The 19,169-nt window shown below is 38.4% G+C and carries 15 protein-coding genes; 11 read left to right on the plus strand and 4 right to left on the minus strand.

The features are described from left to right. Window positions 1–88: 88 nt before the first annotated feature. The 5 genes from trpC to AC559H_RS17880 all read left to right on the plus strand — a co-directional run bounded on the left by trpC (window position 89) and on the right by AC559H_RS17880 (window position 10,992). On the plus strand, window positions 89–979 hold the full coding sequence (trpC, locus tag AC559H_RS17860) for an indole-3-glycerol phosphate synthase TrpC (RefSeq protein WP_026795413.1): 891 nt from the start codon (window positions 89–91) through the stop codon (window positions 977–979). Window positions 980–1,195: 216 nt separating this feature from the next. Next, entirely contained in the window at window positions 1,196–2,350 is a 1,155-nt protein-coding gene (locus AC559H_RS17865) for a pyridoxal-phosphate-dependent aminotransferase family protein (RefSeq protein WP_026795412.1), read from the plus strand. Between the two features lie 147 nt (window positions 2,351–2,497). Then, complete coding sequence (locus tag AC559H_RS17870) at window positions 2,498–5,116, plus strand: M1 family metallopeptidase (RefSeq protein WP_026795411.1); 2,619 nt, start codon at window positions 2,498–2,500, stop codon at window positions 5,114–5,116. Window positions 5,117–5,619: 503 nt separating this feature from the next. Further along, the gene (gene rpoD / locus AC559H_RS17875; protein ID WP_026795410.1) at window positions 5,620–6,810 is read left to right on the plus strand and encodes an RNA polymerase sigma factor RpoD; all 1,191 of its coding nucleotides are present in this window, start codon (window positions 5,620–5,622) and stop codon (window positions 6,808–6,810) included. A gap of 267 nt (window positions 6,811–7,077) precedes the next feature. Continuing rightward, a complete protein-coding gene (locus tag AC559H_RS17880; protein WP_026795409.1) occupies window positions 7,078–10,992 on the plus strand; it encodes a replicative DNA helicase in 3,915 nt (1,304 codons plus the stop codon). 91 nt (window positions 10,993–11,083) lie between these two features. Here AC559H_RS17880 and AC559H_RS17885 read toward each other — a convergent pair whose 3' ends face one another. Next, window positions 11,084–11,644: an FKBP-type peptidyl-prolyl cis-trans isomerase gene (locus AC559H_RS17885; RefSeq protein WP_026795408.1), complete on the minus strand. Its 561-nt coding sequence runs from the start codon at window positions 11,642–11,644 to the stop codon at window positions 11,084–11,086. 90 nt (window positions 11,645–11,734) lie between these two features. Then, complete coding sequence (locus AC559H_RS17890) at window positions 11,735–12,061, minus strand: phasin family protein (protein WP_026795407.1); 327 nt, start codon at window positions 12,059–12,061, stop codon at window positions 11,735–11,737. 134 nt (window positions 12,062–12,195) lie between these two features. Between AC559H_RS17890 and AC559H_RS17895 the strand changes: the two genes are divergently transcribed. After that, window positions 12,196–12,552: a zinc ribbon domain-containing protein gene (locus AC559H_RS17895; RefSeq protein ID WP_026795406.1), complete on the plus strand. Its 357-nt coding sequence runs from the start codon at window positions 12,196–12,198 to the stop codon at window positions 12,550–12,552. A 93-nt stretch (window positions 12,553–12,645) separates the two neighbouring features. Here AC559H_RS17895 and AC559H_RS17900 read toward each other — a convergent pair whose 3' ends face one another. Both AC559H_RS17900 and AC559H_RS17905 read right to left on the minus strand, forming a co-directional pair. Beyond that, complete coding sequence (locus AC559H_RS17900) at window positions 12,646–12,876, minus strand: type II toxin-antitoxin system HicB family antitoxin (protein WP_026795405.1); 231 nt, start codon at window positions 12,874–12,876, stop codon at window positions 12,646–12,648. Between the two features lie 331 nt (window positions 12,877–13,207). Continuing rightward, a complete protein-coding gene (locus AC559H_RS17905) occupies window positions 13,208–14,299 on the minus strand; it encodes a hypothetical protein (protein ID WP_026795404.1) in 1,092 nt (363 codons plus the stop codon). A 207-nt stretch (window positions 14,300–14,506) separates the two neighbouring features. Here AC559H_RS17905 and hemC point away from each other — a divergent pair, with 207 nt between their 5' ends. From hemC to AC559H_RS17930, 5 genes are all read left to right on the plus strand, one after another. After that, window positions 14,507–15,469 carry a hydroxymethylbilane synthase gene (gene hemC, locus AC559H_RS17910; RefSeq protein WP_026795403.1) on the plus strand — a complete coding sequence of 321 codons (963 nt, stop codon included), beginning with the start codon at window positions 14,507–14,509 and terminating at the stop codon, window positions 15,467–15,469. A 111-nt stretch (window positions 15,470–15,580) separates the two neighbouring features. Further along, window positions 15,581–16,228: a glycoside hydrolase family 108 protein gene (locus AC559H_RS17915; RefSeq protein ID WP_026795402.1), complete on the plus strand. Its 648-nt coding sequence runs from the start codon at window positions 15,581–15,583 to the stop codon at window positions 16,226–16,228. A 6-nt stretch (window positions 16,229–16,234) separates the two neighbouring features. After that, the gene (locus AC559H_RS17920) at window positions 16,235–17,302 is read left to right on the plus strand and encodes a glycosyltransferase family 4 protein (RefSeq protein ID WP_026795401.1); all 1,068 of its coding nucleotides are present in this window, start codon (window positions 16,235–16,237) and stop codon (window positions 17,300–17,302) included. Window positions 17,303–17,356: 54 nt separating this feature from the next. After that, a complete protein-coding gene (locus AC559H_RS17925; RefSeq protein ID WP_026795400.1) occupies window positions 17,357–18,256 on the plus strand; it encodes a S66 peptidase family protein in 900 nt (299 codons plus the stop codon). 243 nt (window positions 18,257–18,499) lie between these two features. Continuing rightward, entirely contained in the window at window positions 18,500–19,021 is a 522-nt protein-coding gene (locus tag AC559H_RS17930) for a phycobiliprotein lyase (protein WP_026795399.1), read from the plus strand. The last annotated feature ends 148 nt before the right edge of the window (window positions 19,022–19,169 follow it).

Genomic DNA, 19,169 nt, shown 5'->3' on the forward strand with positions numbered 1-19,169 from the left:
GTTTGGGGGGGCTGTTCCCTACAATAACACATTTTATGCTTTAATTTAATCAAGTCGAGTTAAACAAAAGTAAACCTCCTCAACTTCTATGGTACAAATTCGTCGTCGTCAGCCTAATCCCGCCGTTGAAGTCTTAGGTTTACGCTATCAAGTAGCTATACCGGGTGCGGAGCCCCAAAATATTTTAGAAGAAATTGTTTGGTATAAAGAAAAAGAAATTACCGACCTACGGGAACGTTTACCCTTAGAAAAATTAAAGCAAAAAGTCAATACAATTCCTGCCACCCGTAACTTTTTTCAAGCCTTAAAACAAAGTAAAACTCAGCCTGCGGTGATTGCCGAAATTAAAAAAGCCTCCCCCAGTAAAGGAGTAATTAGAGAAGATTTTGATCCGGTTGCGATCGCAAAATCCTATCAACAAGGAGGCGCTACTTGTCTATCGGTTTTAACGGATAAAAAATTCTTTCAAGGAAGTTTTGATAATCTATCTCAAATTCGGGATGTTGTTGATTTACCCTTACTTTGTAAAGATTTTGTGATTTATCCCTATCAAATTTATCTGGCTAGATATTATGGAGCCGATGCGGTTTTATTAATTGCGGCAGTTCTCTCCGACCAAGACCTACAATATTTCCTAAAAATTGCTAAGGTTTTAGGAATGACCGCCTTAATAGAAGTCCATACCCTTGAAGAATTAGATCGAGTATTAACCCTTGATGGGGTTAACTTAATTGGAATTAATAATCGGGATTTACAGGATTTTTCCGTTGATTTACAAACCACTTGCCAACTGTTACAAAGCCGACAATCCCAACTGCAATCCCAGGATATTTTAGTCGTGAGTGAATCGGGACTATATACCCGTGAGGATATCAGTTTAGTCACCCAAGCCGGGGCAAAAGCTGTTTTAATTGGGGAATCTTTAATCAAGCAACCCGATCCTGGTGTTGCCTTAAATCAACTGATTGCCGTTGAGTGATATGATCACAAAAACGGCAGAAAAGCCCTGCTATTCTCAGGTAGAACCGATTCCTATTCCCGCTTATTAAGTTAATCCAGACAAGATTAATTAATTACAAGGCATAAAGGGTTGAAATAAGAAGTCACCAATTGAGAATTAAGTCACAATTTTGAGGGAAAATATTCCTTCCGTGACTTATGCAGAACACCGAACCCTTATTAATAGAAACAGACCATGGACGATAAATTAATGTTGATGATTCCAGGGCCAACTCCGGTTCCTGAAGGGGCTTTATTAGCGCTGTCCAAACACCCCATCGGACATCGCAGTGGCGATTTTTTCAAAATTATGGCCGAGGTGACGGAGAACCTGAAATGGTTACACCAAACCAAAAATGATGTGCTAATTTTAACCGTCAGTGGCACCGGGGCGATGGAAGCCGGAATTATTAATTTCCTCAGTCGGGGGGAAAAGGTATTATGTGGTTCTAATGGTAAATTCGGAGAACGTTGGGTTGAAGTCGCCACCGCCTACGGTTTAGAAGTAGATACCGTCACCGCCGAATGGGGACAACCCCTCGACCCCGAACAATTCCGGGCTAAATTAGAAGCGGATACTAATAAAGAAATCAAGGCAGTTATTATTACCCACAGCGAAACTTCTACGGGGGTAATTAACGATTTAAAAGCGATTAATCACCATGTAAAAGCTCATGGGGCGTTAATGATTGCGGATGCTGTCACCAGTTTAGGCGCGTTTAATCTTCCTATTGATGAATGGGGGATTGATGTGGTGGCTTCCGGTTCCCAAAAAGGCTATATGATTCCCCCTGGTTTGGGATTTGTGGCGGTGAGTGATAAGGCTTGGGAAGCCTATAAAACTGCTAACCTCCCGCGCTATTATTTAGATTTGGGATTGTATAGCAAATCGGCTAAGAAAAATACGAATCCCTTTACTCCTCCGGTGAACTTGTTTTTTGCTTTACAAGTCACTTTACAAATGATGAAAAAAGAAGGGCTAGAAAATATTTTTGCCCGTCATCAACGCTTAACTAAAGTTACGCGGGAAGCGGTTAAAGCCCTGGGATTATCGTTATTTGCCGCCGATGAATGTGCAAGTCCGGCGATTACGGCTGTTGTTCCTCCTGATGGCTTAGATGCTGAAGATATTCGGGCTATTGTTAAGAAGAAATTCGATATTGTTTTAGCCGGAGGACAGGATCATCTTAAGGGTAAAATTTTCCGCATTGGTCATTTAGGATTTGTTAGCGATCGCGATATTTTAACAGCGATCGCATCTTTAGAAGCCGCATTACAGGAACTTGGTTATCAAGGATTTACTTCCGGTGCGGGAGTTGCTGCGGCGGCCAGGGTGTTAGCAGAATCTTAATTTAATTTTTGAGAATTCTATCGGTGGGCAATAATAGCCCACTTTTTTTATATATAGTAATCCTATTTAGGATTGCTATAGCTATATAATAGACCCATACGCATAGCGCGTTTTGTTATCCCTTATTCTTGAGCTTGATTGTATTCGATGCTGAATTTTTACTTTGATCCAGAAACCAATACTCACAAATCCTTTGAGTTACCAGGCGCTCGTCCCCATTATAACCCTGACCGTCCGGGTCAGGTAGAACATATTTTTCTGGACTTAGTTATCGATATTCCTAATCAAAGTTTTAAAGGAACTTGTACCCTACATTTGAATCCGGTTAAAAGTGGCATAGAAACCTTAACTTTAGATGCGATAAACTTAGAAATAAAAGAGGTAAAAATTGAGGACATCAATCAAGAATTTGATTATGATGGCGAACAATTACAGATTTATCTACAGCAACCTACAATAGTCAATCAATTAATTAAAATTGTCATTAATTATTCCGTTACCAATCCCCAACGCGGACTTTATTTTATTAGTCCAAATAAAGATTATCCCGATAAACCGATTCAAGTTTGGACACAGGGAGAAGATGAAGATTCTCGCTTTTGGTTTCCTTGCTTTGACTACCCCGGACAATTAGCGACTTCAGAAATTCGAGTACAAGTTCCTAAACAATATTTAGCTATTTCCAATGGCGAATTAATTAATACTGAAACCAAAGGCAAAACTAAAATTTATCATTGGTCACAGAAACAAGTTCATCCCACTTATTTAATGACCTTAGCGGTGGGAGATTTTGCCGAAATTAAAGACGAATGGAATGGAATTCCTGTTTTATATTATGTTGAGAAAAACCGCCAAGAAGATGCTCTAAGAAGCATGGGAAAAACTCCGCAAATGATTGAGTTTTTCTCTAAATATTTTGGCTATGTCTATCCCTATCCTAAATATGCTCAAGTTTGTGTAGATGATTTCATTTTTGGCGGGATGGAAAATACCTCAACTACCTTATTAACCGATCGCTGTTTATTGGATGAACGAGCTACCCTAGATAATCGTAACACAGAAAGTTTAGTTGCCCATGAATTAGCCCATCAATGGTTCGGGGATTTAGTCGTTATTAAACATTGGTCACACGCCTGGATTAAAGAAGGCATGGCGACCTATACCGAGGTATTATGGACGGAACAGGAATATGGCAAAGACGACGCGGCTTATTATCGTTTAAATCAAGCCAGAAACTATTTTTCTGAGGATAGTTCTCGCTATCGTCGCCCAATTGTCACCCATATTTATCGGGAAGCAATTGAACTTTATGATCGCCATTTATATGAAAAAGGCGCCTGTGTTTATCATCTAATTAGAACAGAATTAGGAGATGAACTATTCCAAAAAGCAATTCAAACTTTTGTTCAGGATAATGCCCATAAAACCGTAGAAACCATTGATTTATTACGGGCGCTAGAAAAATCAACCGGAGCTAATTTACTTCCCCTGTTTGATCAATATGTATTCCGAGGCGGACATCCTGATTATAAAGTATCCTACAGTTGGGATAATCATGATAAATTAGCCAAAATCACGATTAAACAAAATCAAGCCAAAGATAGCGATAAACTCAGCGAGACAAACCTCTTTGATTTAAAAATTCCGATTGGTTTTGGCTATAAACCCGATAAAAAATCCCCAGAAACGGAAGTAAAACTCAAAACCTTTACGGTGCAGGTTCATGAAAAAGAACAAACCTTCTATTTCCCCTTAGAAAAAAAACCCGATTTTATTAGTTTTGATGTGAATAATAATATCCTCAAAACCGTAACTTTAGATTATGCTGTGGCTGAGTTAAAAGCTCAATTACATTATGATCCCGATCCGATTTCTCGAATTTATGCCGCTAAATCTTTGGCTAAAAAAGGTGGATTAGAAGCCGTCAAAGCCCTATCAAATGCTCTAAAAAATGATGGTTTTTGGGGGGTACGGGTAGAAGTTGCCAAACAATTAGTGCGAGTAAAATTAGATCAAGTTTTCCCAGGATTAGTTGAAGGATTAAATGATCAGGATGCCCGGGTCAGACGGGCGGTAATTAATAGTTTAGCTAAACTGAAAACTACAGAAAGTTATCAAGTCTTAAAACCCCTTTTAGAAAAAGGAGATCCCAGTTATTTAGTTGAAGCGACCACCGCCGCAGCCCTGGGAGAAATCGCCGCAACTCATCTGGAGGATAAACATTTACTTGAACAAACTGTAAAACTGTTAAAATCTGTCCTGAAAGAACGGGAAGGCTGGAATGAAGTGGTGCGTTCCGGGGCAATTTCAGGACTGAGTAAAATCAAAACCTCAGAAGACGCCTTAAACCTGATTTTAAAGTATACCGCCCCCGGTATTCCCCAGGCATTACGGTTAACTTCGATTCGGGCTTTGGGCAGTATTTCCACTGGTCAAACCTCGACAAATACCGAACGGATTGTACAACGGTTAGAAGAACTATCTAATGAAGCCTTTTTCCTGACGCAAGTGGCTGTTGTTGCCTCCCTGGAACAGATGGAAACCCCGAAAGCCATGGATGTACTTCAGTCCTTAACAGACCAAACCCTAGACGGACGAGTTCGCCGTCGAGCAGAGGAAGCGATTCAGACTGTTCAGGGAAAAATCGGTTCAGAACCCGCATTGAAAAAACTGCGGGAGGAACTCGACAAAATCAAAAAGGAAAATCAAGACCTTCGCAGTCGTCTGGAAACTTTAGAAGCAAAAAGTAAATCCAGCAAATCGTAAAACCGGATGCTAGGCGCGATCAATTTCTTGATCTTGAAGGGTATAAACGTTGTATAGAACTTATTTCCCCCCTATTGAATAATGATTCAACCTAACGGCGTCAAAAACTTAACGTGATTTAACGTTTGATTGAGTCACAAAAGGAGAGATTTGAGTTAACTTACAGTAAAGAACAATCCGAAAGGTTAGATAGTTGTACTCAACCCCCTACTTGATCAATTCTCCGTCGGTGAATGAACGATGATCAGATTTCTTTTTTGACAAACCGTGCAATTTTTGTTAAAAAGGCTACAATCGAAAAGGTCTTGGCGTCATCCAATGATCACCTTTGAATATTTACCTTCACTATGCTAGGACTGAGGTGGGTTACGATAACTCACTCAGTAACTCGCTGGGTAAATATTTAAACCTGGATTCGGTGTTTCACTGGTTCAGGAGTCTATGAATAGACATCTTTATTCTGTAATTAATTTTTACTAATTGAGGAGCATGAGGAACGCGGCATGACCCAAAGTAACAACGGACTCGCAACCACACTTCCACTGGAGAAACAAGTTGATATCCCTAAAAATGACAATAAAGCCAGGGACAGGGACAAGGATTTATTAAAGGATATTGGAGAACCAGATGCAGAAGATCTAATTGAAGAAGAAGAAACTTCAGAGGATGTGGTCGGGGAGGAAGATGACGAGAATAAAGCTGCAAAAGGAGCTAAATCTCGCCGTCGAACTCAGACGAAGAAAAAACACTTTACAGAAGATTCGATTCGTCTCTATCTGCAAGAAATTGGTCGGATTCGTTTATTACGCGCAGATGAAGAAATTGAACTCGCTCGTAAAATTGCCGACTTACTCGAACTAGAGCGAATTCGGGAAAAATTGATGGAACATTACGACCGCGAACCCAATGAGCAAGAATGGGCAACCGCCGTTGAAATGAAGTTGCCAGAATTCCGCCGCCGTCTTTATATTGGCCGTCGGGCAAAAGATAAGATGGTACAGTCTAATTTACGACTGGTGGTTTCTATTGCCAAAAAATATATGAATCGGGGTCTTTCTTTTCAAGACTTGATTCAAGAAGGCAGTTTAGGATTAATTCGCGCCGCCGAGAAATTTGATCACGAAAAAGGTTACAAATTTTCCACTTATGCGACCTGGTGGATTCGTCAGGCAATTACTAGAGCGATCGCCGATCAATCTCGGACTATTCGACTACCAGTTCACCTGTATGAAACCATTTCTCGAATTAAAAAAACTACCAAGTTATTGTCTCAAGAAATGGGTCGCAAACCCACGGAAGAAGAAATCGCAACTCGCATGGAAATGACCATCGAGAAGTTAAGGTTTATTGCTAAATCGGCTCAACTTCCGATTTCTTTAGAAACACCGATTGGGAAAGAGGAAGATTCTCGTTTAGGAGATTTTATTGAATCCGATGGCGAAACTCCTGAAGATCAAGTATCTAAGAATCTATTACGAGAAGATTTAGAAAATGTATTAGATACCCTCAGTCCCAGAGAACGAGATGTATTGCGTCTGCGTTATGGGTTAGATGATGGTCGGATGAAGACATTAGAAGAAATTGGTCAGATTTTTAATGTCACCCGGGAACGGATTCGTCAAATAGAGGCGAAAGCGTTAAGAAAGTTACGTCATCCTAACCGCAATAGTATTTTGAAAGAGTATATCCGTTAATTGCCGTTATTTCTGTTCGGGTTGAAACAATTTGATCCTGAGAAATAAATTTTTTAATTATCCTCAACGGAGGATAACTCAGGCTGCAATTTATCAACCCGTTTTTTGAAAGATTAAGGTTAAAAATTAACTTGTTGAAACATACTCAGGACTATTGAGCAAAACTTATCATAATACCATAAAATTATTTTGCAAGAGTTCTAATAACCATTCTATAATAGAGTTTAACATAAAATGGTCTAATCTGCTGATCAATTAACTCATCCGATGAATGAACCTCAATTTTCCAGTAGTAGCGATCGCCTTCCCCCGCAAAATATAGAAGCGGAGGAAGACATTTTAGGGGGCATTCTCCTCGATCCAGAAGCCATTAGTCGGGTAGCAGAATTATTACAACCAGAATCCTTTGCCCTCAAATCCCATCAAATTATTTATCGGGCAACTTTAACCCTACATTCCCAAGGAAAACCCACCGATTTAATGACCGTTACCACTTGGTTAGCGGATCAAAAATTACTCGAACAAGTGGGGGGACAATTAAAATTAACTCAACTGGTAGATCGCACGGTTTCGGCGGTTAATATTGATCAATATGGTTTATTAGTTGTAGCTAAAAAAATCCGTCGCAGTCTGATTACTGGCGGACACACTATTATTGAATTAGCTTATGATACCAGTCAAGATTTAGAAACAGTTCTCGATAAAGCCGAACAACAAATCTTTAATATTTCTCAAGTTAGACCGCAACAGGATTTAGTTTCTATTGGTGAAACTTTAATTGATACTTTCCAAGAAATTGAAGACCGTAATGAGGGAATTTCCTTACCCGGTATTCCCTGCGGATTTTATGATTTAGATGCCCTGACAGGAGGTTTTCAACGGTCTGATTTAATTATTATTGCGGGTCGGCCGTCGATGGGTAAATGTTTAAGTTTTGATAGTAAAATTGTTTTATCGGATGGGAGTGTTGTCACGATTGAAGATATTTATAATCGTCAAAAAGCTCAAATTTTAACGTTAGAAAATAATTGGAAATTCAAAATTACTGAACCTTCTGACTTTATTGATGATGGAATTAAACCCGTATTTAGAGTTACCACAAAACTAGGGCGTTTTGTAGAATCTACCATCACCCATCCGTTTTTAACGATTCAAGGATGGCGACCTTTAGGAGAAATTAAACCCGGAGATAAAATTGCTGTTCCTCGTCAATTTAATAGCTTTGGATCGGAAAAATTACCTGAATATCAAGTTAAAATTTTAGGTTATTTACTAGGAGATGGAGGGTTGACGAATATTAATAGAATATCATTCAAGGATTCCCCTAAATCGACCCCCCCATCCCCCCCTTGTCAAGTGGGGGCTAAGAGAGATAATTATAGAATTAAACAGGATTTTGTTGAGTCTATTCAACAATTGATTGAAAATAAACCCGAAATTTATCCTCTCCTTACTAAGGGGAGGGTTAGGGATGGGTTAGTTATTTGGATGGAAACAATTGGATTTTGGGGTAAAAATTCTCATCAAAAAACGATTCCTGAAATTATCTTTAAATTAGAGCGATCGCAAATAGCATTATTTCTAAATCGTCTGTTTGCAACCGATGGCTGGGCAACAATATTAGCCAGTGGTCAATGTCAATTGGGTTATGGCAGTGTTAGCGAAGAATTAGCCCGACAAGTTCAACACTTATTATTACGATTTGGGATTATTGCAACACTGAAAAAGCGTTCTGTTAAATATAAAGAAACGATTCAAACGGCTTGGCAACTGGATATTACTGATGCTTTATCTATCAAAATCTTCATCTCAGAAATTGGGATTTTTAGTAAAGAAGAAGCACTTTTAAAAATAGAAAATGCGTTAATGAATAAACGCTATCAAACCAATCGAGATTTGATTCCCATAGAAATTTGGCAAGAAATCGCAACGGTTAAAGGCGATGAATCTTGGCAAAGTTTAGCAAAAAGGGCAGGGATTCCAGGCTATAGTAATATTCATGTTGGTAAACGGCAATTATCACGGGAAAGACTCTGGAGTTTAGCCACTACTTTAGATAATTTACCCTTACAACAGTTAGCAACCAGCGAAATTTATTGGGATGAAATTGTCTCAATTGAATTTATGGGGGAAAAACAGGTTTATGACTTAACTATTCCTGAAACCCATAATTTTGTTGCAAATGATATTTGTGTTCATAATACCAGTTTTGCTGTCGGTTTAGGACATAATATTGCTAAGGGTCAAAAACTCCCCATTGCCGTTTTTAGTTTAGAAATGTCGAAAGGGCAATTAGTCCAAAGACTATTATCAAGTGAAGCAAAAATTGAAAGTAACCGCATTCGTTCAGGTAGAATTAGTCAATCGGAATGGGAACCTTTAACCATGGCAATTAGTTCCTTAGCAGAATTACCCATTTTTATTGATGATACCCCCAATATTACCGTTACCGAAATGCGTTCCAAAGCTCGAAGATTGCAAGCTGAAAATGGGGGGGTATTAGGGTTAATTTTAATAGATTATTTACAATTAATGGAAGGTGCTAGTGATAATCGGGTACAGGAATTATCGAGAATTACCCGGTCATTAAAAGGATTAGCCAGAGAATTAAGTGTACCTGTTATTGCCCTATCCCAGTTAAGTCGTAGCGTTGAATCTCGTACCAATAAACGGCCGATGTTATCGGATTTAAGAGAATCTGGATGTTTAACAGGTGATAGCTTAATCACATTAGCAGATACCGGATTACAAGTACCAATTAAAGAATTAATAGGTAAATCTGGTTTTCCAGTTTGGGCATTAAATGAAGAAACAATGAAGCTAGAAACAGCTATTGTGAGTAATGCCTTTTCTACAGGTATAAAACCTGTATTTACGTTAACAACTCGACTCGGAAGAAAAATTAGAGCCACAGCTAATCACAAATTTCTAACAATTCAGGGTTGGAAAAGACTGGATGAGTTAAGTTTTAAACAACATATCTGTTTACCAAGATATCTGTCTATTTCGGGTAAGCAAACCATGACTTGTTCTGAGGTGGCATTACTAGGACATTTAATAGGTGATGGTTGTACACTGCCACGTCATGTCATACAGTACACGACTAGGGAGATTGATTTAGCTGAAAATGTTGCATTTCTGTCAAAAGAATTGTTTGGAGATGCCATTGTTCCTAGAATTTCCCCTGAACGTGACTGGTATCAGGTTTACTTACCAGCAACACAACACTTAACTCATGGTGTTAGAAATCCAATAGCCAAATGGCTAGACTCTCTTGGAATTTTTGGTTTAAGATCTCATGAAAAATTTGTGCCTCAAGACTTGTTTTCACAACCGCAAGAGTTAATAGCTTGCTTTTTAAGACACCTTTGGAGTACAGATGGTTCTATTAAGTTGGTTGCGGGAAAAAAACCAAGACCCACTGCTTATTATGCAAGTAGTAGTCAAAGACTAGCGTTTGATGTTCAGACACTTTTATTGAGACTGGGTATTAATGCAACACTCAGAATGATTCCTCAACCTGGTAAGGGCAGAGATCAATATCATGTCACGATTACAGGCAAAATTGATCTGGAATTATTTATTCAAAAAGTTGGAGCAGTAGGAGAATACAAACTAGGTTCATTACAAGAAATATCTGAACACTTTGAAAATTGCATTCACAACCCTAATAGAGATGTAATTCCCAAAGAAGTTTGGAAAAACCAAGTTGTACCTGCAATGCAAATTATTGGTATGACAACACGAGAAATACAATCTCGTCTAGGACAGTCCTACTGTGGCTCTACGCTTTACAAAGCAAATTTAAGTCGAGAAAGAGCATTAAAAGTTGCCAATATTGTTCAATCAAATGACCTACTTGCCCTTAGCAACAGTGATGTGTATTGGGATGAAATAGTTTCAATTATACCTGATGGAGAAGAAGAAGTATTTGACTTAACTGTTCCTAGGTTACATAATTTTGTAGCAAATAACATCATTGTTCACAATTCCATCGAACAAGATGCGGATTTAGTGATGATGATCTATCGAGATGACTATTATAATCCCGATACCCCAGACCGAGGTATTACCGAAATTATTATGGCTAAACATCGGAACGGCCCCACAGGAACCATTAAACTATTATTTGACCCTCAATTCACTAAATTCAGAAATTTAGCCAATCCTCGTTCTAGCTAAATTCATACACAGAAACCGGGTTTCTTCATATATATAACGACTAGAAACCCGGTTTTTTGGAGCTTTTATTTAACCTTTAAGGATGAAATAATCAAGCTTTTAATAGTTCCACATCAAAAATTAACGTTGCATTCGGAGGAATCACACCGCCCGCACCGCGAGAACCATACCCTAATTCCGGTGGAATAATTAACTTGCGACGTCCGCCCACTTTCATGCTCATAACGCCTTCATCCCAACCTTTAATTACTTGACTAATACCAATTTTGAATTCAAAAGGTTTTCCGCGATCGCGAGAACTATCAAACTTTTTACCATCTGTTAAAGTTCCCGTATAGTGAACCGTAACTGCTTGACCCTGCTTAGGAGATGCACCTTCACCTACGATTAAATCCACATACTGTAAACCGGAGTCAGTTGTAATTACTTTTTCTTCTGAATTTGTCATGTTTTGAGCAATAAGAGTTTGATCATTGGCAACCATATCGGGTGCAAACAAAGGAATACTAGAGGTTGCTACCGTCTGTTGCACTGCAATTGGAGTATTTTGATTAACCGCTTGTGCCTGTTGTATTGATGTTGTAATTTGAGCTACAACTAACACAACCGTACAAACAATAATCACTCCTAAGCTAATTAGAATTTCTCGCAAAATTCATCCTCCTGCATCTACTGATGTACCTTTAGGATTGTTGTTTCAGGGAAAACCCAAGATTCAAGTTTGACATTATTTGGTAACTGTTTAACGCCAAAGACGATTTTCCAAGTCTCTCATCTGACGTTCTAAGCGGTCTAGGCGTCCGCGTAACTCATCAAGTTCCGACTGACGGGGAACCCCCACATCCTGCATTAAATTGCGGAATTGGCGCTGCATCAGGTCTTCTAAACTGGTTTGATCGAGTTTGAGACCCTGCATCATGTCATCGACAAACTTTTTGGCTTGGTCTGTATTCATCGTCCCGTCTTTGACCCACTGATCGGTGGCTTCCTGCAATTTTTCCGCTACTAAGGAAGTTGTCCCAATTCCAATCATCAGTAGTTGTCGGAGTAAATTATTTTGATTATCCATTGTTTCTCACCTGATTAGGCTGCTAAAGTGCAAAGATAAAGCTAGGCTTTATGTTTAGACTGACTCACATTTTCTATTTTGTGGTATTTTTCCCAAATTCGCCGATTCGATTTTTCCAGGTTTAAATCTTCAAAATGTCCCATTGTCCCCGGTGTCACCAACTGATTGATTCTCAGGCGTTAAGTTGTCCCCATTGTCAAGCTCAACTCAAAGCCTTTGGACATCCCGGTATTCCCCTCTATCGTTCGACGGGGAAGGAATATCTCTGTGAAACCTGTCTCTATCATGAGGATGATACCTGCAACTTTCCCCAACGTCCTTTGGCCAAGGAATGTACCCTCTATCAAAATCGTTCTGAACTATTAGTTTCTGATCCGATTAAATCTCAGCAAAATTTATCTGTTGCCTTCAGAATTTGGCTACAACAGAATATTATTTGGATCGTTGTTTTAGGGTTATTAATTATTAGTTTTATTATAACTCTTTTATAACCTTTTTTTTGATTAACTTAAAAACTCCGTTGTTGGGCTTTAGCCCATAAATCCTTGGGCTAAAGCCCAACAACAATTAATCCTTATTCTTATTTATAGGTTTGGAATTTTATCACCAAATTCATAAGCAGTTTCTAACCAGAGGTGTTTCGCATCTTGCAAATTTGCCATAACTTCTTCTAGGGTTTCACCTTGGGTTATACACCCTGGCAAATCTTTGATTTCAGCAACATAACCTCCTTGGGGTTCAGGATATAGTGTAATTGGATAAGGTAAATTTAAGTAATATTCTAAGGGTTTACTTTGTGTTTTTATGTTCTGCATACCAAATCTCCAAATCTAATACACGGATAATCTGTTAATTTTAACATTTTAAATCTTTGCTAACAATCTAAACCCTGTAAGGGTGCGGCGCACCTCGCCCCTACGTTGGCTGTGAAATTTTATAGGGATAAATGCGATCGCATCTCCCAAATTTAAACCGTTAAATCTTCAATGTCATCCTGAGCGTAACGAAGTGAAGCGAAGGATCTCAAGGGTTATTTGCTGATAGCAGAAATCTCTATGAGATGCTTCACTACGCTGCGCTTCGTTCAGCATGACAAGGGGGAATTTATTAGGCTAATTTTAAGAAATGCGATCGCATTTTTCAAGATTAATCGCTTAATTCTTCAAAATATGAGTTACAAATTGCATCTCCATCAGAAGAATAAGGATTTTGTAAACATTCTAACTCTTGAATTCTTTGATCTTTATCTTGAATCACCCTTTTTAGGTATCCTATTTCACTTTTCTGTTCTTGATTTTCTTTCTCAAGCTCATGATAGCTTTTTTCTTGGTATTCATTAAAGGTTGAAGGCAAAGTTTTAACCTGATGATTACCATATATTTTATGACCATTATTCCATCTATATGATCGAGGTTTTTTCCAGGTTTTTGAATCCCGCTTTCGTAAAGCAGTTAAAACCAAAGGAATCATACCAAAGAAAATTAATTGATAATAATCTCCTAATTTTTTTAGTAATTCTCGATCAAATGAACGAAAATCAGTTCTGATATAAAAAAAACAAACAAAGAATATCATTTCCTTCCAACCATAACTGAGTTGATTTAATTGTACATAATCAATCACTTTATCAACTTTGGCTTTATATTTAGAAGGAGAAAGGATTTCATTTTTACTGGGAAAAATACAAGTTTTAAAGCTAGTTAAAGTTTCACGAAGTTTATTGACCGAAAATTGAGTATTGTTCAACCCTAAAGAATCCATGAATATCATTTCTTGTTCTTCTTTAACTGTAGCTATAAACAAATCTTCAGGAGATAAAAACTTATATTCTTCTTTTAACATTTTAGACGATATTCTATACCGAAACCGATTTAGAAATGATGATTGATCCTGTAGCTCTTGATAGTGTAAAGCAGCCCTTTCAGAATAGAATTTTTTTAAATAGGGTTCTGTTAGTTGAATAATTTCCCATAAAATTATGTATTGATCGATTGTTTTCCAAATAGCTTGTGTTTTTAAAGGATCAATTCCTTTATCTTCCAAATCTTGCTCAAATATGCCATCTTGACCTGTAAATTTTGCTTCTAATGCTTGAGAAAGTAAGACATTCCATTCTCTATTTTTTTTCAAATCTTCCTTTTGGTCTTCTGTCAAACATAATTGCAGATAACCTTGACTGGGCCAATTTTGTAAAAGCTCAGGTAACTTTTTAGTAATCACATCTTGAGTTCTAGCCATGATCATTGTCTCCATAAAATTTTATTGTTCACAATGCTAGATGGCTTTTCCTACCTATAGATCTTTTGTGTCAAAGATATTAAGTTTTGTAACAACTATTGCTTTTAACTCAACACCCTCCCCCGTCACACACCTTAACAACATTGACGTCCCTCCTTGCGGTAGGCTAGATCAAGTGACTTTATTAGCTTGTATTATTGCTTTAGTATGTCTGTATCTGCCCCGACTCGTACCGTCCGCATTGCATCGCGCAAAAGCCAACTCGCCCTAGTCCAAACCCATTGGGTACAGGGAGAACTTCAGAAACACTTCCCCGATATCACTTTTGAAGTGCAAACCATGTCCACCCAAGGCGATAACATCCTCGATGTCGCCCTGGCTAAAATTGGCGATAAGGGACTATTTACCAAAGAATTAGAATTAGGGATGCTTGACCGTAGCAGTGATATTGCGGTGCACTCCCTCAAGGATTTACCAACTCGACTTCCCGAAGGATTAATGTTAGGCTGTGTCTCGGAACGCGAAGATCCAGCAGATGCTTTAGTTGTTCATGAAAACCACAAAGATAAACAACTGGAAACCCTGCCATCGGGTGCTATTATTGGGACTTCTTCCCTGCGACGCCTAGCCCAACTTAGATATCATTATCCCCATTTAGAATTCAAAGATATTCGCGGCAACCTGAATACTCGTTTGCAAAAATTGGATAATGGAGAATATGATGCAATTATTCTGGCCGTTGCTGGGTTAGTTCGTTTGGATATGGGCGATCGCATTCATCAAGTCATCACCCCAGAAATTTCTCTCCACGCCGTCGGACAAGGTGCTTTAGGGATAGAATGTCGAGAAGGAGATAGCGATATTCTTGATATTATTAAAGTCCTCGAACACACTCCCACCGCCCAAAGATGTTATGCTGAAAGGGCATTTTTACGCGAGTTGGAAGGCGGTTGTCAAGTTCCCATTGGAGTTAATACTTTTATTGAGGGCGACCAACTCACTTTAGTAGGAATGGTGGCAAGTCTTGATGGCAAACGGTTAATTAAAGATACTGTAATTGGAAATACCACTGATGCTGAAGATTTGGGTATTCAACTCGCCCATAAACTCAAAGATCAAGGAGCCCAAGAAATCTTAAACGAAATCTTTGCTGAAATTCAGCGTAGCTAGTTTTAATCAAATTTGGGGGTTGATCGTCTTTCCATTTGTTGTAGTGCGAGCATCCCCCCTCGCTATTGCAATATTCCCTATTACCTATTACCTATTACCTAAATTAAAATCATGCCTGAATATCCTGAAGCCTTTAAAACCGCGTTAAAATTTACCTTAAAATGGGAAGCTGGCGTAGGTGATACTAGAGATTTAGCAGGTACAGTAAATTATGGCATTTCTCAACCCACCTATGATAACTATTTACAAGGTAAAAAATTAGCTTCTAAGTCAGTTTTACAAATTACCTCAACCGAAGTAGAAGCAGTCTATTATGAACAATTTTGGAAACCTTGTTTAGCAGATTTAATGGTGTTACCTTTAGCCGTAGCCCATTTTGATACCGCCGTTAATTTTAGTGTCAAAGGTAGTTTAGAATTTCTCCAAGAAGCCATTGGCGGGTTAACAGTTGATGGGAATTTCGGCGCCAAATCAAAAGTCGCCTTAGAAAAAGTCAATAATTTACAAACCGCCCAACGCTATTGTCAAAATCGAATTGACTATCGCTATCAACGGGTAAAAGCTAACCCCAGTCAAGAAGTTTTCTTAGCGGGATGGTTACGACGAGATCAGGATTTATTGCTCTATGTGAATGAATTAGGCGGATTAACAACACCGAAACCAACACCAAAACCCGTCAATCAAACCGAAATATTGAGTAAAGTAGAACAGGCTATTCAGTTATTACAAGAAGCCGTGGATTTACTCAAAAAACAATAACTATATATGAACAAATCTTTAAAATTATTATTAGTATCTACTCCGGTTGGGCCCTTGGGGTCTGGGTTGGGAGGAGGTGTGGAATTAACGGTATTAAATCTGGCAAAGATTTTGCGAAAACGGGGTCATAAAATTACAATTGTTGCTCCTAAAACTTCTAAATTAGAATCATTTTCAATAGTAGAAATTCCAGGAGAATTACAAACTTTAGCCCAAACCCAAAGTCGTCAAGATCCAGTAATTTTACCCAATAATTCCGTATTAGCCAATATGTGGAATTATACCATAAAAATAGCGGATCAGTATGATATTATTGTCAATTTTGCTTATGATTGGTTGCCTTTATTTTTAACACCTTTTTTTAAAGGTAAATTAATCCATTTAGTCAGCATGGCTTCTTTAACGGATGTGATGGATCGGGCGGTTCAAGAAGCAATCAAACACTGTCCGGGTTCTATTGCTTTTCATACCCATAGTCAAGGGGAAACCTTTGGCTTAAAAGAGGGTTATTTTTGTTTAAGTAGTGCTATTGAATTATCTCAATATTGTTTTTGCAGTCAACCCCAAAATCAATTGGCTTGGGTAGGTAGAATTTCGCCAGAAAAAGGTTTAGAAGATGCGGTGGCTGCTTCAGCTAAAACGGGTATACCCTTAATAATTATGGGCAAAATTCAAGACCCGGTTTATTGGGAAAATATTCTGAATAATTATGTCGATGCTCCTATGGAATATTTAGGCTTTTTATCAACAGAAAAACTGCAAGCAAAACTAGGTCAATGTCGGGCTTTACTAATGACCCATCGCTGGATAGAAGCCTTTGGAAATGTTGCAATTGAAGCCTTAGCCTGTGGTGTTCCAGTCATCTCCTATCGTCGAGGCGGGCCAACAGAAATTATTCGAGATGGAATTACAGGTTGGTTAGTAGAACCTGATAATATTAATCAGTTAGTTCATGCTATCAATAATATAGATAAAATTGACCGTTCTGTGTGTCGTAAACAGGCAGAAACCGAATATTCTTTAGATAGATTAGGCGATCGCATGGAACAATGGTTATTTCAACTCATCCCGTAGTAAGCCCTTCAGGGCTTTCTTATTATTATTATTTTATATCACAAACAAACAATCATGAACAATTTTCCAAGATTAAAACCCAGAGATAAATTAAAAGTAATTACCCCCAGTGGAGCATTAAGAGAATGGGAAAGGTTTGAGGCTGGGCTTGAAATTTGGCGATCGCATGGTTATAATATTGAATTAACATCGGGTTTTGATCAAGTTACAGGCTATTTAGCCGGAACCGATGAAAACCGCCGACAACAGTTAATAGAAGCCTTAACCGACCCCAATTGTCGCGGGATTTTATGCGCTAGGGGCGGGTTTGGTTCAACTCGATTATTAGAAGGTTGGAAATGGGAAAATATCACCCAAATTTCCCCCGATCCTAAATTTTTAATCGGATTTTCTGATATTACCGGACTATTATGGGCTTTTGCAAATCACCCCCAAATTATCGGCATTCATGGCCCAGTTATTACCACCTTAGCTACTGAGCCAGATTGGTCAATTCAACGTTTATTTAAAGGAATAGAAACCGGATTTTTTGATACTTTACAAGGAGAAGGTTGGGGTGGAAAATCGGTTTCAGGTCGATTATTTCCAGCTAACTTAACTGTGGCAACCAACTTATTAGGAACAGCCTATCAACCGGATTTAACTGATACTATTATTGCTTTTGAAGATGTTAACGAAGAACCCTATCGTTTGGATCGAATGTTAACCTATTGGCGCATGGTCGGAGGGTTTAAAGGAGTTAGAGGAATTGGATTAGGAAGATTTAGTGATTGTCATGCTAAAGGGAATAATAATAGTTTTACCCTAGAAGAAGTATTACGCGATCGCTTAGGGGATTTAGGCATTCCCATTGTCTCTAATTTACCCTTTGGTCATCAAGGATCTAATCCTATTTTACCCGTTGGGATGATGGTTAATCTTGATGGAGAAAAGGGAACATTAAGTTGGGGTTAGGGAGAGTTTATTTAATTTAACCACAAAGACACAAAGACACAAAGAAATTGTTATAAACATTATATAAATTATCATCGTAGGGGCGGGTTCGAGACTATCTTTGATTTTCACCCCAAAACTATCTAAACCCGCCCCTATTTCTAATTTGGAATAGACTGTGCTACAATAAGAAGCAATTGCATCAAACTTCTTTATGCAATAAAACTAAGTGAAATCAGCTTTTCCTTTTTTAGTTTATCAAAGATGAATATTATTGAATTTTTTGAATTAAGTGCTGGAAAATGGTTTTCCCAACGCACTTTACACAATTTAAAATCAGGACAATTACAGGCGGGTAAGTCTAATCTGATTATTGAGAGTTTACCCCAAACTGATGCTAAAGTTATTCAACTTTGTCAACAGCATCATATTGACCCGACCACAATTTCCGAGGGGTTTCGCTTGACCTGGGATGGAACAACAGAAGGAAACTCTAATCAACAAAAAGGCTCGGCTATTTTAGTTCCAATTATTAATCCTGAACATCCCCAAACAGGTCAATTACTCCAATCTCAAGGTACTAACCCGAATCAATCTCTATCGGGAAGCTATAGTTTCGGAGAGGATGAAGTATTAACCATAATTACAGAATCTCCTAACTTTTATGTAGAAGAAAGGTTATGGTATTTGATGCCAAATCTCCGACTTAGAACTAGCATTGTTAAAAACAATACTGGACTAACTCAGGCTTCTTTTTGTTCGGAAATTCGCATGGGAGTCCAATAATATTAAGGGTGGGTTAAGTTTAATCTATAGCGCTACGCATTACAGTTAGGATACTTCTAAATCCTGTTCCCTGTTTCCTAGTGCGTAGCGCTCTAAGTACCTAAACAAAATTAATTACACATCCTCCACCCTGTTCCCTCCCCCCCTA

Source organism: Planktothrix prolifica NIVA-CYA 540 (assembly GCF_963864145.1).
GTDB lineage: Bacteria > Cyanobacteriota > Cyanobacteriia > Cyanobacteriales > Microcoleaceae > Planktothrix > Planktothrix agardhii.